This window comes from Pseudomonas sp. MWU12-2345, from assembly GCF_023242385.1.
Taxonomy (GTDB): Bacteria; Pseudomonadota; Gammaproteobacteria; order Pseudomonadales; family Pseudomonadaceae; genus Aquipseudomonas; species Aquipseudomonas gingeri_D.
Map to the genome: position 1 here is coordinate 1 of NZ_JALLJA010000012.1, position 14,772 is coordinate 14,772.

Genomic DNA, 14,772 nt, shown 5'->3' on the forward strand with positions numbered 1-14,772 from the left:
TGCGATTTCGCAGAACGGGTTCATCGACATCTTGACGTTGGCGAGGTCGACGCCGGAATTGTCCGCCTTGACGCGGACCTTGACGTTGTAATCGACAACGCGTTTGACAGCTACAAGAACCTTCATGGATTCCTCGTTACTCTCCGGTGAAAAGGAAATCGCCAGGACTCATCCTGGCGGTTGATGCTCAACGGCGCACGACTCCATAAGAAGCACAAGGGCACCTCCAAAAACGCCGGCACTTGATAAGGAAAATACCAACGCCGACCACCCTATACCGTCCGTCGGACGTGACCGGGCAGTCATGAACCGTCAAGGCGTGTAAACTCCGCGCCAGAACGGCATGCCGCTGTACTTCCCACTGCCTTCGCCCTGTCTTTAGAGGGGCTCCTGAATCCTTGATTCAGCCTACGGCGAGCGCGAAACCGCCCGTATCTTGACCGGAACGCCCATTCCGGTCAATACGGCAAAATGGCCAGTCATAAGCCGCGCTTCTTTGATTTATCTAGCCTGCAGCGAATTCAAACAAACGTTTGTATTGGACGCTGGTAGTGGTGTAGATATAATGCGCCGCCTAGAGAGAAAGATGTCTCATCCGTGATCCTCCTCCCGACGTGGTGCAGGAATACTGGAGCGCGACACCAAACCTCCAATTAGAAAAATGTGAGCCTTGAGTAGGAGAGAGTCTGTGGAACGCGAATACATGGAATTCGACGTGGTCATCGTCGGTGCCGGCCCCGCAGGCCTGTCCGCCGCTTGCCGGCTGAAACAGAAAGCGGCCGAAGCGGGTCAGGAAATCAGCGTCTGCGTCGTGGAGAAAGGTTCCGAGGTCGGTGCCCATATCCTTTCCGGCGCGGTGTTCGAGCCACGGGCCCTGAACGAACTGTTCCCGGACTGGAAAGAGCTCGGCGCGCCGCTGAACACCCCCGTCAAGCGCGACGACATCTATGTCCTGCGCAGCCACGAGACCTCGACCAAGGTTCCCGACTTCTTTGTGCCCAAGACCATGCACAACGAAGGCAACTACATTATCTCCCTGGGCAACCTGTGCCGCTGGCTGGCCCAGCAGGCCGAGAACCTGGGCGTGGAAATCTACCCGGGCTTCGCCGCCCAGGAAGCGCTGTTCGACGAGAACGGCGTGGTTCGCGGGATCATCACCGGTGACCTGGGTGTCGACCGTGAAGGCCATCCGAAAGACGGCCTCTACACCCCTGGCATGGAACTGCGCGGCAAGTACACGCTGTTCGCCGAAGGCTGCCGTGGGCATATCGGCAAGCAGCTGATTTCGCGTTTCAAGCTCGACAGCAATGCCGATGCCCAGCACTACGGCATCGGCCTGAAGGAAATCTGGGAAATCGATCCGGCCAAGCATGAGCCAGGCCTGGTGGTGCACACCGCCGGTTGGCCGCTGGACATCATGAGCGCCGAGAACACCGGCGGCTCGTTCCTCTATCACCTGGAAAACAACCAGGTGGTGGTGGGTCTGATCGTCGACCTGTCCTACAGCAACACCTTCCTGTCGCCGTTCGACGAGTTCCAGCGCCTCAAGCATCACCCGGTGCTCAAGCAGTACCTGGAAGGCGGCAAGCGCATCAGCTACGGCGCCCGCGCCATCTGCAAGGGCGGCCTGAACTCGCTGCCGAAGATGGTCTTCAACGGCGGCGCGCTGATCGGTTGCGACCTGGGCACCCTGAACTTCGCCAAGATCAAGGGCAGCCATACCGCGATGAAGTCCGGCATGCTCGCCGCCGAAGCCGTGGCCGAGAAGCTGCTGGCCGGTGCCGAGGGTGGCGATGAGCTGCACAGCTACGTCGAGTCGTTCAAATCGAGCTGGCTGTACGAAGAATTGTTCGCCAGCCGCAACTTCGGCCCGGCGATGCACAAGTTCGGCCCGATCGTCGGTGCCGGCTTCAACTGGCTCGACCAGAATATCTTCGGCGGCAAACTGCCGTTCACCCTGCACGACACCAAGCCGGACTATGCCTGCCTGAAGCTGGCGAAGGACTCGACGAAAATCGATTATCCGAAACCGGACGGCAAGCTCAGCTTCGACAAGCTCAGCTCGGTGTTCATCTCGGGTACCAACCATGAAGAAGAGCAGCCCTGCCACCTGAAGCTGAAGGACCCGAGCATTCCGATCGGCAAGAACCTGCCGCTCTATGATGAGCCCGCACAGCGTTACTGCCCGGCCGGTGTGTATGAGGTGATCACCCAGGAAGACGGTGCGAAGCGTTTCCAGATCAACGCCCAGAACTGCGTGCACTGCAAGACCTGTGATATCAAGGACCCTTCGCAGAACATCACCTGGGTCACCCCTGAAGGCGCCGGCGGCCCGACTTACCCGAACATGTAAGTCCTCGCTACAACAGAAAGGCCCCTTCGGGGCCTTTTTGCTTACTTAAGAATAATCTCAAGCTTGGCTGTGATTTGTGCTTACCCGCGGAGCTTGTAGCGTCCTCAAGGCCTTTTCGCGGGCAAGCCATGCCGGCACGCCCAGCTATATCGCCCCGGAAGCCTACGGCGGCGCCCCCCGTCCTTTGCTGGAGCGCGAACCGCTCAAGGTCTGGCGCGCCCTGGCGTTCGCGCTGAAAAGCCCGGCGATCCTGGTGATCGGCGAAGTGGCGGCCAGCGCGTCAAGCCAGGTTCAAGCCGCCCGCTCGTCCCCGGGGCTGCGTTCGAAGTAGCGTTTGTACTCGCGACTGAACTGCGAGGAGCTCTGATACCCGACCCGATGGGCGACCTGCGCCACACCGAGGCCGTCGGCCAGCAACAATTGTTGTGCCTTGAGCAGGCGCAGGCGCTTGAGGTATTGCACCGGCGACAGCAGGGTGACGCGCTTGAAATGCTCGTGAAAGGTCGACAGGCTCATGTTCGCGCAACTGGCCAGGGTCTCGACATTCAAGGGCTCGGTGTAATGGGCATGCAAAAGACTCAGGGACGCCGCGATCCGGGAAAAATGCCCCTGCTGCTCCACCAGCGCACGCAGCACTTCCGACTGCGGCCCGCGCAAGGCGGCGAACAACAACTCGCGCACCCGCGCCTCCCCCATGACACGACACTCCAGCGGGTCCCGCAGGCAACGCAGCAAGCGTTCGACGCAACCACGCATGCTGTCATCCAGCACCACCGAGGCCATGGATTCCGGGGTCTGGGCCGCCGCCGGGCTGTCATGGTTGAAACCCATGGCCAAGACCAGCTCCCCGAGCACCGCCCGGTCGATAGCAACGGAAATCCCCAGCAGGGGCGCGCCATCACTGCCGGCAAAGGTCTCGCACTCGAAGGGCACCGAAAGGGCCTGGATCAGATAGTGTCCGGCGCCATATTCCAGAGTCCGCACCCCCAGGTAGGCCAGCTTGCTGCCCTGGACAATGATCATCAGGCTCGGCTCGTAGATCTGCGGACCACGGGCCACATCACAGCCGACGCGCAACACCTGCACGCCCGGCAACAGGGTCGGGACGAAGCCGTCACGGGTGGCCAGGGGCTCGATCAGCGCAACCAGGGGGGCATTGGCGTCCAGATGACGGGTCAACTGCATGGCAAAAACTTCACGGAAAGAGGGATGAGAACATCTTCGCAGGTCCGGGGACACAGGCGAATGGCGAAAACGCGATACCGGAGGAATAGGCAAGACACGCGGAGGAATCGCCATGGCCGTGTCCAGCTTCGACGCCGACAATGCATCGCCTCAACCGTCACAGCTTTGCGAGGCTCCTCATGTACACCGCCATCGGTTATGCCGCCCAGTCGCCAACCACGCCCCTCGCCCCCATGTCCTTCCAGCGTCGCTCGCCGCGACCTGACGATGTCGCCATCGAGATCCTCTACTGTGGCGTCTGTCACTCCGATATCCACCAGGCCCGCAACGAGTGGGGCATTGCCGTCTACCCGTTGATGCCCGGCCATGAAATCGTCGGCAAGGTCACCGCCGTCGGCGCCAACGTTACCCGGCACAAGGTCGGCGACCTGGTGGGCGTCGGCTGCATGGTCGACTCCTGCCGTCATTGCGAAGCTTGCTCCGCCGATCTGGAGCAATACTGCCTGGAAGGCCCGACCATGACCTACGCCACCCCGGATCGGGTCGATGGCAGCAACACCATGGGCGGTTACTCCGACAGCATCGTGGTCAGCGAACACTTTGTCGTGCGCATTCCGGAAAAACTCGACCTGGCCAGCGCCGCGCCGATTCTCTGCGCCGGCATCACCACCTACTCGCCGCTCAAGCACTATGGCGTCAAGCCGGGGGACAAGGTCGGGATTCTCGGCATGGGCGGCCTGGGCCATATGGGCATCAAGTTCGCCAAGGCCATGGGTGCCGAAGTCACCCTGTTCACCCGTTCGGCGAGCAAGGCCGAGGAAGGTCGTCGCCAGGGCGCCGACCATGTGATCGTGTCCACCGATGCCGGGCAGATGGCCGCCGCCGCGGGCCGCTTCAACTTCCTGCTCGATAGCATCCCGGTGCAGCACGACCTCAACCCCTACCTCGACACCCTGGCCTTCGACGGCGTGCATATCCTGGTGGGCCTGATCGAGCCGGTGGACCCGGCGTTGCATGCCGCCAAGCTGGTGCTCAAGCGCCGGGTACTGGCCGGCTCGTTGATCGGCGGCATTGCCGAAACCCAGGAAGTCCTGGATTTCTGCGCCGAGCACGGCATCACCTGCGACATCGAGATGCTCGACATCCGCCAGATCAACGAGGCCTACAGCCGCATGATCGCCGGTGATGTGAAATACCGTTTCGTGATCGACATGGCGACCCTCAAGGCCTGATCAAGTCTGCGTGCGCCACGGCAGGAGCCGGTAAACCGGCTCCTGCCCCTCCCACCGGGCCTGCATCCACGCAACGGCCCCCATGCTATATTCGCGTCCCTTTCCGACCCACAGAAGGAATGCCGACGTGAACAAGAAGACCGGCATCAGAGCCCAGCAAGCCGACCAGACCCGCGCGCGTATTCTCAAGGCGGCGGTGAAGGTGTTCACCCGCGACGGTTATTCCGGCGGCCGGGTCGAAAGCATTTCCCGCGAGGCCGAATCCAACGACCGCATGCTCTACTACTACTTCGGCAGCAAGGAACGCCTGTTCATTTGCGTGCTGGAACATATCTACGAGCAGTTCAACAAAGCCGAAAGCAAGCTCAAGCTGAACCTCGAGGAACCGCTGCAAGCCTTGCAGGACCTGGTGGCCTTCGTCTGGACCTACTACGTCAAGCACCCCGAATTCGTCGCCATCCTGAGCATCGAGAACCTGCACAAGGGGCGGCATGCGCAGCAGTCGGGTGAATTGCGCCGGCTTTCCGGTGAAGCGGTGGGCGTGCTGCGCCCGATCATCGAGGCCGGCCAGGCCAAGGGCATCTTTCGCCAGGACCTGGATATCAAGCATGTGTACCTGATGATCGCCTCGCTCTGTTATTTCTATAACTCCAACCAGCACACCCTGAGCTCGTTCCTGGGGGAACCGCTGGCGGAGAAACGCCAGCAGCAGGACTGGCTGGCGTTTATCAGTGACCTGGTGGTGCGCGGGGTGTTGCGCCTGCCTTAAATTCTGCAAACCCCACGGACCTGTAGGAGCCTGGCTTGCCAGCGAAGCTTTTAGCGGTCTTGAGGGCCTCTTCGCCGGCAAGCCAGGCTCCTACAGGGTTGTGGTGCTACAACGAATAGCGTTCATCAGTGAGTACCAGGATTCGCTCGAACATGGGCCACGGTCTTTTCCAAGCCCTGCCACGGCGGCGCCTCGCCGGCAAACCGACTGCGCAGATACGCCGCCAACTCCGCCACCTGGGTATCCGACAGGCTGTCCTTGAATCCCGGCATATAACCCAGGTCCCGGGTCGCCGGATTCTGGATACCCTGCAGGATCACCTTGAGCAGATTGTCCGGCACATCGCTGTGCACATTGCTGTTGGTCGCCAGTGATGGGCTGACTCCAAACAACTTCGGCCCCAGCCCATCGGCGTGGCAACCCTGGCAGGAACCTTCGAACAGGCGCTGACCGTTACTCAGTGACAACTTCACCTCAGGCACCACCTTCTGCGCAGCGGCCACCGGCCGGGTCGCCTTCTCCACCACCTGCGCTTCGGCCTGCGCCCCATTGAGCGACGCCAGGTACACCGCCATCGCCCGCACATCCTCTTTCGGCAATTTCGCCAACTCGGTGACCACCGGCCCCATCGGCCCCGTCGCCACGCCATGGGCATCGGAGTAACCGGTGCTCAGGTAGCTGAACAACTGATCCTCGGTCCACGGCGTCGGCGCCTTCGACAAACCGTTCAACGCCGGCGCCTCCCAACCATCGACCATCGCCCCGGACAGAAACGCTGCCCCGCCCTTCTCCGCACCCAGAAGATTGCGCGGTGAATGACAAGCCGCGCAGTGCCCCAATCCGTTGACCAGATAAGCCCCACGATTCCATTGCTCGCTACGCTGCGGCTGCACCTGGATTTCCCCCTTGCGCAGGAACAGGGCATTCCAGCCGGCCATCAACGGCCGCTGGTTGAACGGAAAACCCATTGCATTGGCCTTGGCCGGCTGGCTGACCGGCGCCTGGGACATCAGGTAGGCATACAGCGCCTGCATATCGGCATCGTTGATATTGCGAAACGCCGTATAGGGAAACGCCGGATACAGATTGCGCCCGTCACGACCGATGCCGTCACGCATCGCCCGCTCGAAGGCCGGATACGACCAACTGCCGATGCCGGTCTTCACATCCGGGGTGATATTGCTGCTGTACAGCGTGCCGAACGGCGTCTCCATCGCCAGCCCGCCGGCGTTGGTTACACCACCCGGCGCCGTGTGGCACACCGCGCAATCGCCGACCGCCGCCAGCAAGCGCCCACGCTCAAGGGTCGCCGTCGACCAGGTCCCGGCACTGGGCGGTGCGATAGGCGCGATTTCCCCATGCCAGGGCCAGGCCGTGGCGGCCATGCCGAGCAGCGCGCCGAAGGCCGCGAACAACGAGCCGAACAACCATTTCGAACGTTTCTCCGGCGACTTCGGCGGATCCCCGGCGGTGCCGGCATTGAGCGCCTGCAACACCCGCTCGGGGGTAATCGGCAGTTCGCGAAAACGAATCCCGGTGGCATCGAAGATCGCATTGGCAATCGCCGCCGCGCTCGGCACCGAGGCCGATTCGCCGGCGCCCATGGGCGGCTCGCTCTGGCGCGGCATCATCAGCACATCGATCTGCGGCACCTCGGGAAAGGTCAGGATCGGATAACCGCCCCACTCCTTGCTCGTCACCGTCGACTCTTCAAAGGTCACCCGCTCCTTGAGCACCCGGCTGGTGGACTGGATCACATTGCCGTGAATCTGGTGCCGCACGCCGTCGGGGTTGATCATCATCCCCGAGTCATGGCCGATCACCACCCGGGTGACCGAGACATCGCCGGTCTGCCGGTCCACCGCCACATCCGCGACCCAGGCCGCCCAGGCCGCGCCGAAGCCGGGAAACTTGCTGTGGATATAACGCGCATAGGCAAAGCCGCGACCGCGCAGCAGATGGTCTTCGTTCGGCGTTTGCATCGGCGCGGTGCGCGGGGTCCAGGCAGCTCGCTCGGCGGTGGATTTCACCAGGTCCACGGCCCGCTGGTCCGGCAGGTAACGCAGGCGATATTCCACCGGATCGACCCCGGCGGCGAAGGCCAGCTCGTCGATATAGGACTCATGGGCAAAGGTGTTGGGCAAGGCCGACACCCCGCGCATCCACGACGCCCGGACAATCGGCGACATGTCGTTGATGCTGACCCGCATATGCTCATAGGCATAAGGCGGGATCGAAGTGCGGTCGCCCATTTCGAACATTGCCGCCACCGGCTCGACCCGCCCGGTCAGCAGCAAGGCCAGGGTCGGTGCGCCATTGGACGGGTAGCTGGTCTCGAAGTCGTAGGCCGCCACGCTGCCATCGGCATTCAGGCCGCCATCGATGTCCATCAATTGCGCCGTGCCCTTGGGTTCCCAGGCGTGTTCCTGGTCACGGGTCAGTTGCACCCGTACCGGCTTGCCCACCGCCCGGGATAGCAACAGGGCGTCGGCACAGACGTCATCGGCGCAGTTGCGGCCGTAACAGCCAGAAGCCTCCATGCGGATGATCTCGATACGTTCTTCCGGGTACTCCAGCAGCCAGGCGAGGTCGGCCCGCAACAGGTGCGGATTCTGGCTGCCGGACCAGACCCGGATGCCCTCCTCGTGATAATCCGCCAGGCCACAGGACGGGCCGATGGAAGCATGCATCTGATAGGGCCAGAGGTAGGTGCGCGGCATGCGCTGGCTGGCGCCGGCGAGGGCCACATCGACATTGCCCTGGTCCAGCACCGTGCGCTTGATCCGCGGGTTGTCGCGGATCGCCTGCTCGACATCGCTCAGGTCCGGCAGCTTCTGCGTCCAGTCCTTCCAGCGTACCCGCAGTTCCCGCGCCGCCTTCGCCGCCTGTTCTTCGCGCAACGCAACCACCCCGATAAAGTCGCGGATCACCACCACCGCGACGATCCCGGGGATATGGGCGATGGATGACTCATCGACCTCCAGCAGGCTGTTGCCGACAAAGTCGCCGCAATCGAAACCGGCATAAGGCGGGCGCACGACCCGACCATGGAGCATGTCCGGCACGCGCATGTCATGGACATAGATCAGCTCGCCAGTGGCCTTGGCCGGAATATCCACCCGCGCCGTGCCCTTGCCCACCAGCCGATAGTCTTCGGCCGGCTTGAGCGGTGCGTTGCCGCTGATACGCAACTGGTCGTGCTCTCCCGCCACCAGTTCGCTGTAGCCCAGGGCCCGGCCATCCGGCGCCTTGACGATACCGCGTTCGACCCGCAGCGCCGCCACGTTCAGCGACCAGCGCCCGGCAGCCCGTTCCAGCAGGAAGCGCCGGGCTTCGGCCGCGGCGTTGCGCAGGGGAATCGCGGAGATCTGCAAGGTCGCGCTGGCAATGGTTGCGCCCTGGTTCGGCGCGCGCTCGGTGTCGCCGAGCACCATGCACACCTGCTCCACCTCCAGGTCCAGCTCCTCGGCGACGATCTGCGCCAGGGAGGTGCGAATACCGGTGCCCAGGTCCACATGGCCGTTGAAGGCATAGACGAGGCCATCGTCGTTGACCGCGATAAACAGCCCCAGCTCCTTGGGCAAGACCCGCGGCGTGCCGCCTTTGGCCACCGGCCCCGAGGGCGGCAGGATATCGTCGACGATCAGCAGCACGCCGGTCTTGGCCAGCCATTGGTCGCGGGTGGGGATGGCGTCGCTCATGGTCGTCGATCCTGGTTCAAGGCAATGGACGGGCGGCACGCAGCACCGCGCGAAGAATTTCGATATGGGTGCCGCAACGACAGAGATTGGCCGACAGCTCCTGGCGGATCTGCGCTTCGCTGGGGTGCGGGATACGGTCGAGCAAGGCCTTGGCGGTCATGATCATGCCGTTCAGGCAATAGCCGCACTGGGCCGCCTGCTCGTCGATAAAGGCCTGTTGCACCGGGTGTGGCGCCTCGCGGCTGCCGAGGCCTTCGAGGGTGACGATCTGCCGGTCCTCAGCGCCGGCCAGGGGAAACACGCAGGAGCGCGCGGCCACGCCGTCGACGATCACCGTGCAGGCGCCGCACTCCCCCAGGCCGCAGCCGTACTTGGGGCCGTTGAGCCGCAGGTCGTTGCGCAGCACCAGCAACAGCGGGGTATCGGCCATGGCCGTCACCGAATGGCGTTGGCCGTTGACCTCAAGGGCTACCGTGATTTCCTGCATCGTCATGGAATGCGCTCGCTTCATTTGATGAAGTAACTACTACATGAAAAGCGCGTGGGTTGAGAACGATGTCTCCTGACGACACACTTTTTTCGATGAAGTGGTTACTACATGAAAGGAGAGCAAGAAGAGTGCCAGTTGGACTTTCAGGCGTCCGACCATGGCATTGGAGAAACACAAAACCTGTGGGAGCGGAGCTTGCCCGCGAAAGGGGGACACCGCGGTTCTTCAGCTAGACCGCGTCATCGTTCTTCGCGGGCAAGCTCCGCTCCCACACAGGCCCGCATCCAGAAAGGGTTACTCGTCGCGGTCGTCGATCATCTTGCGCAGCAGGAACAGCACCGCGACCTGTTCGGCGGGATTGAGGTTGCTCATGGTCAGTTCGCTGATCTTCGCCGCGCAGGGCACGGTCTGCTGCACCAGCCGGCTGCCGGCCTCGGACAAACCGACAATGACCTTGCGCCGGTCTTCCGGGTCCGGCTCCAGGGTGATCAACTCACGGGCCCTGAGCCGTTCGACGATGCCGCGAATGGTCGCCTGGTCCACGGCGGTGGCCTTGACCAGTTCGGTCAGGGAGCTGGGGCCGTGATCGCGCACCGCGCACAGGGTGACGAACTGCACGGCGGTGAGCTGCGAGTCGCCGACATTCTGCTGGAAGATCGCCATATGCCGCTGGTAGGCCTTGCGCAGCAGGTGGCCGACTTGTTCGGAAAACACATAAGGGTTGGAATCAGGAGTATCCGGCACGGCAGGCTCGAAAAGGCGAGGGAGAATGGGCAGGCATGATGGACAGGTTGGGGGGCAGACTCAAGTGTGAGGTTGTCTGGCCCGGCCTCTTCGCGGGCAAGCCCTGCTCCTACAGTTTGGCGTCGAACACCGATTTTGCGCACGACATAAAAACCTGTAGGAGCAGGGCTTGTCGGATCGCCGCACCGCCGCGAAGGGGCCCGCAAGACCACCAAAAGTCTCACTGACAGCCCCTTCACCCCAGACTCAGCGCGCCCGCGACGCCTCCGGCGCCACCACATCACCGCCGATCACCACCGCCTGGTCATCCAGGTACACATCGCAATGGCGCAGCGGAATGTCCATATGGCACGGCGTCTTGCGCGTCCCGCCGACCTCGGTATTCGGCCCGGTGGAGAACAGGAAGTTGCCATAGAACGCCCGGGCATCCATGCACATGCCGTCGTTCTTGTCGTGCAGCCCCATTGCCGTCCACTGCGCCCGTGGCTGCAGGCCCCAGCCGATATGGGAGATGCCATACACCTCGGGATCATTGAAATACTTCATGTAGTCGCGCAGGTACCCGGCCTCGAAACCACCGTGGATCGAGGTGATAAAACCCTTCTCGATCTCCAGGGTGATCTTCTCCCGGGTGTAGGTCTTGAACGGCAGCAGGATATCGCCGACATCCAGTACCAGCACGCCCTCGGCGGTTTCTTCGTTCGGCCAGGAGAACAGAAAGCCGCTCGGCCAGTGATCCCAACGCCCCGGTTCATCGGCGAAACCATACTCGGTCACCGACGGATACTGCCCCAGCGCCGCGCGGAAATCGCTGCCGGCGCGGGAGGTCACATGGATCGAACGGGCCTTCTTCAACAGCTCTTCCGCCGCCAGCACCCGCACCTTGTCGGCCTCGGTCGGCAGCATCCGCGCCAGCACTTCCGGCGGCTCCACCGCCAGCAGGATGCGCGTGCCGGTCTTGAGAATCTGCTCCTGTTCCGGCGAGTGCAGCAGCATCATGGTGTCGACGATCAGATCCGCCGCTTCCAGCGCCCGCTGCGCGGCGATATTGCCGGTCAGCGCGGTGTCGCCACAGTAGGCGGTCATATCGTTGCCCATGGCCGTCGGGTGGTTGAACGACGGCAATTCCACCGCGTACACCTTGGCCCCCAGGCGCTGCGCCGCCTCCATCGCCGAACGCACGGTGCGCGGATCGGAGTAATGACTCTTGAGCACCGCGACACTCTGGGTCGAGTCGACTTTCGACAGCTTCAACACGTGTTCGAACATTTGCGTCAGTTCGCAATCACTTACCGGCATTTTCCTCTCTCCTCTTCGCTCGCGCTGCACCAAGTCGAGGCGCGACGCTTCAGTCTAGTGCGTTTTTATAGCGTACACGCCATTTAGTATCGATAAAACCTGAATTCACAGCGCTCTGCAAGCAGCAGACCAAAACGTTACAAACTCACACACACCCAACAAAACAAGGTTACTTAGCGTTACCAGAGGCTAAAACCGGTAAAAATTTAATTTTCCAAGAGACGCTAGTCTTTTTAAAAAAAGAGCGTATACACTTTAAAAACCCGGTGGCCGAATCCGCCACCCCACACTCGGAACGAGGAGCAAGCCCCATGGCAAGCACGCAAAAAATCGCCATCGTCGGCGCGGGCCTGGGTGGCGCCGCCGCCGCCACGCTGTTGCAACAAGCTGGATTCGACGTGTCGATCTACGAGCAGGCCCCGGAGTTTTCCCGCCTGGGCGCCGGGATCCACATGGGTCCGAATATCATGAAGATCTTCCGCCGCATGGGCATCGAGCAGCAGCTCGACCAGATGGGCTCGCACCCGGATCACTGGTTCAGTCGCGATGGCATGAGCGGTGACTATCTGTCGCGCATTCCCCTGGGTGAATTCGCTCGCAAGGAATACGGCGCCTCCTATGTCACCGTGCACCGTGGCGACCTGCATGCCTTGCAGATGTCGACGATCAAGCCCGGCACCCTGCACTTCAACAAGCGCCTGGAGAAGATCGAAGACACCGGCGACCAGGTGCGCCTGAGCTTCACCGACGGCACCACGGCCAGCGCCGATATCGTTATCGGCGCCGACGGCATCAATTCGAAGATCCGCGAGGAACTGCTGGGCCACGAAGCACCGCTGTACAGCGGCTGGGTCGCCCACCGCGCGCTGATCACCCGCGACAAGCTGGCCCGCTACGACCTCAATTTCGAAGACTGCATCAAGTGGTGGAGCGAGGACCGGCACATGATGGTCTACTACACCACCGGCAAACGCGATGAGTACTACTACGTCACCGGCGTGCCACACCCGGAGCTGGACTTCGAAGGCCCGTTTGTCGACAGCAGCCGCGAAGAGATGTTCGAAGCCTTCCAGGGTTACCACCCCACCGTGCAGGCGCTGATCGAATCCACCGACACCGTGACCAAATGGCCGTTGCGCAATCGCAATCCGCTGCCGCTGTGGAGCCGTGGGCGCCTGGTGCTGCTGGGCGATGCCTGCCACCCGATGAAACCGCATATGGCCCAGGGCGCCGGCATGGCCATCGAAGACGCCGCCATGCTCACCCGCTGCCTGCAGGAAACCGGCCTCGGCGACCACCGTACCGCCTTCGAACTCTATGAAGCCAACCGCAAGGAGCGCGCCTCGCGGGTCCAGGCGGTCTCCAACGCCAACACCTGGCTGCGCACCCAGGAAGATCCGGCCTGGGTCTACGGTTACGACCTCTACGCCCAGGTGCTGAAATCGGGGGTGGCGGCGTGAGCACTTTCGTCCACGGCGGCAACGTCCAGGCCAACGGTATCCGCCAGCACTACCTGCGGTATGGCGGCACGGGCCCGGCGCTGATCCTGATCCCCGGCATCACCAGCCCGGCGATCACCTGGGGCTTCGTTGCCGAACGCTTCGGCCGGCACTTCGATACCTATGTACTGGATGTTCGCGGACGCGGCCTTTCATCCAGCGGTCCGGAACTGGACTACAGCGCCGAGACCTGCGCGAGCGATATCGCCGCCTTTGCCGCCGCCCTGGGCCTGGACACCTACCATCTGGTCGGCCACTCCATGGGCGCGCGCTTTGCCGTGCGCAGTGCCGTGCTCTGCCCCGCCGGGGTCAAGAGCCTGGTGCTGATCGACCCGCCGGTGTCCGGTCCGGGTCGTCGCGAGTACCCGAGCAAGCTGCCCTGGTACGTCGACTCGATCCGCCAGTCGCTGATCGGGATGGACGCCGAGGCGATGCGTGCCTTCTGCGCCACCTGGACCCAGGAGCAACTGCAACTGCGCGCCGAATGGCTGCACACCTGCTACGAACCGGCCATCGTCAGGGCGTTCAACGACTTCCATACGGTGGACTTCCACCAGGACCTGCCTCGGCTCACGGCCCCCTCCCTGCTGTTGGTGGCCGGTCGCGGCGGCGTGATCCTGCCGGAGGACGAAGCCGAAATCCGCGCGCTGCAACCGGGCATCCAGGTCGCCCACGTGGCCAATGCCGGCCACATGATTCCCTGGGACGACCTGGACGGTTTCTTCGCTGCCTTCGGTGACTTCCTCGGCGTGAGCCTGACTTGAACCTGAACCTGTGGGAGCCTTGAGATGAGCGAACAAAGCGCCAATGACAATTACCAGGGCGTCTGGGGCCAGCGGATCGGCTTCGGCCAGAAACCGGCCCTGCTGATGATCGATTTCATGCAGGGCTACACCACCGAGGGCGCGCCACTGTTCGCCCCTGGCGTGGTCAGCGCCGTGGCCGAAAGCGTCGAGCTGCTGGACTGCGCGCGGCAGCATGGAATTACGGTGGTGCACACCAATATTCGCTACCATCCGGGGCATTTCGCCGATGGCGGCATCTGGGTGCGCAAGGCGCCAGTGATGAAGGACATGGTCGAAGGCAATCCGCTCGCGGCCTTCTGCGAAGCGGTGTTGCCGCTGCCGTCGGAAGTGGTGATCAGCAAGCAATACGCCAGTGCGTTTTTCGGCACCAGCCTGGCCTCGCAGTTGCACGCCCAGGGCATCGACACCGTGGTGCTGGCCGGTTGCTCCACCAGCGGCTGCATCCGCGCGACGGCGGTGGATGCCGTGCAGCACGGGTTCAGGACCATCGTGGTACGTGAATGCGTGGGTGACCGCCATCCGGCGCCCCATGAAGCGAATCTGTTCGACATCGACAGCAAGTACGGCGATGTCGTCAGCAAACAGGAAGCGATCTCGAAGTTCCAGGGAGCTTGACCGCAGAACCGTGCCACAGAGCATGGTCGCGTAAAAAACTGAGCGTCGCCTCCGTGCGGAGCGTGACGCCCAGTCTTCT

General features: G+C 62.7%; 12 protein-coding genes and 1 pseudogene. 7 read left to right on the forward strand and 6 right to left on the reverse strand.

Annotation, left to right across the window (positions count from 1 at the left end; genetic code table 11):
• A pseudogene (locus M5C71_RS21750) lies at positions 1 to 126 on the reverse strand (electron transfer flavoprotein subunit beta/FixA family protein); the annotation flags it as partial.
• A 562-nt stretch (positions 127 to 688) separates the two neighbouring features.
• Here M5C71_RS21750 and M5C71_RS21755 point away from each other — a divergent pair.
• The gene (locus M5C71_RS21755) at positions 689 to 2,353 is read left to right on the forward strand and encodes an electron transfer flavoprotein-ubiquinone oxidoreductase (RefSeq protein WP_248768699.1); all 1,665 of its coding nucleotides are present in this window, start codon (positions 689 to 691) and stop codon (positions 2,351 to 2,353) included.
• A 76-nt stretch (positions 2,354 to 2,429) separates the two neighbouring features.
• Positions 2,430 to 2,684: a hypothetical protein gene (locus M5C71_RS21760; RefSeq protein WP_248768700.1), complete on the forward strand. Its 255-nt coding sequence runs from the start codon at positions 2,430 to 2,432 to the stop codon at positions 2,682 to 2,684.
• Here the strand turns inward: M5C71_RS21760 and M5C71_RS21765 are convergent.
• Positions 2,645 to 3,538 carry an AraC family transcriptional regulator gene (locus M5C71_RS21765; protein WP_248768701.1) on the reverse strand — a complete coding sequence of 298 codons (894 nt, stop codon included), beginning with the start codon at positions 3,536 to 3,538 and terminating at the stop codon, positions 2,645 to 2,647. The two genes, M5C71_RS21760 and M5C71_RS21765, sit on opposite strands and share 40 nt — an antisense overlap.
• Positions 3,539 to 3,717: 179 nt before the next feature.
• On the opposite strand from M5C71_RS21765, the gene M5C71_RS21770 reads away from it, so the two are divergent.
• Both M5C71_RS21770 and M5C71_RS21775 read left to right on the forward strand, forming a co-directional pair.
• Positions 3,718 to 4,770, forward strand: coding sequence for an NAD(P)-dependent alcohol dehydrogenase (locus M5C71_RS21770; protein ID WP_248768702.1), 1,053 nt, complete (start codon positions 3,718 to 3,720; stop codon positions 4,768 to 4,770).
• A gap of 127 nt (positions 4,771 to 4,897) precedes the next feature.
• Positions 4,898 to 5,539, forward strand: coding sequence for a TetR/AcrR family transcriptional regulator (locus M5C71_RS21775; protein ID WP_248745693.1), 642 nt, complete (start codon positions 4,898 to 4,900; stop codon positions 5,537 to 5,539).
• Positions 5,540 to 5,664: 125 nt separating this feature from the next.
• Here the strand turns inward: M5C71_RS21775 and M5C71_RS21780 are convergent, their stop codons facing one another.
• The 4 genes from M5C71_RS21780 to M5C71_RS21795 all read right to left on the reverse strand — a co-directional run bounded on the left by M5C71_RS21780 (position 5,665) and on the right by M5C71_RS21795 (position 11,773).
• Entirely contained in the window at positions 5,665 to 9,240 is a 3,576-nt protein-coding gene (locus M5C71_RS21780) for a molybdopterin cofactor-binding domain-containing protein (RefSeq protein WP_248768703.1), read from the reverse strand.
• Between the two features lie 16 nt (positions 9,241 to 9,256).
• The gene (locus tag M5C71_RS21785) at positions 9,257 to 9,733 is read right to left on the reverse strand and encodes a (2Fe-2S)-binding protein (RefSeq protein ID WP_103499675.1); all 477 of its coding nucleotides are present in this window, start codon (positions 9,731 to 9,733) and stop codon (positions 9,257 to 9,259) included.
• Positions 9,734 to 10,024: 291 nt separating this feature from the next.
• Positions 10,025 to 10,474 (reverse strand): MarR family winged helix-turn-helix transcriptional regulator, encoded by a 450-nt coding sequence (locus M5C71_RS21790; RefSeq protein WP_100940725.1) that lies wholly within the window; start codon positions 10,472 to 10,474, stop codon positions 10,025 to 10,027.
• A 246-nt stretch (positions 10,475 to 10,720) separates the two neighbouring features.
• Positions 10,721 to 11,773 (reverse strand): 2,5-dihydroxypyridine 5,6-dioxygenase, encoded by a 1,053-nt coding sequence (locus tag M5C71_RS21795; RefSeq protein WP_103498261.1) that lies wholly within the window; start codon positions 11,771 to 11,773, stop codon positions 10,721 to 10,723.
• A 311-nt stretch (positions 11,774 to 12,084) separates the two neighbouring features.
• Between M5C71_RS21795 and M5C71_RS21800 the strand changes: the two genes are divergently transcribed.
• The 3 genes from M5C71_RS21800 to M5C71_RS21810 are packed head-to-tail and all read left to right on the forward strand — an operon-like array spanning position 12,085 to position 14,693.
• Entirely contained in the window at positions 12,085 to 13,233 is a 1,149-nt protein-coding gene (locus M5C71_RS21800) for an FAD-dependent monooxygenase (protein ID WP_103498260.1), read from the forward strand.
• On the forward strand, positions 13,230 to 14,036 hold the full coding sequence (locus M5C71_RS21805; RefSeq protein ID WP_248768704.1) for an alpha/beta hydrolase: 807 nt from the start codon (positions 13,230 to 13,232) through the stop codon (positions 14,034 to 14,036). The genes M5C71_RS21800 and M5C71_RS21805 overlap by 4 nt, the downstream gene beginning before the upstream one ends.
• A gap of 24 nt (positions 14,037 to 14,060) precedes the next feature.
• Positions 14,061 to 14,693 (forward strand): N-carbamoylsarcosine amidohydrolase, encoded by a 633-nt coding sequence (locus M5C71_RS21810; protein ID WP_248768705.1) that lies wholly within the window; start codon positions 14,061 to 14,063, stop codon positions 14,691 to 14,693.
• Positions 14,694 to 14,772 lie beyond the last annotated feature (79 nt).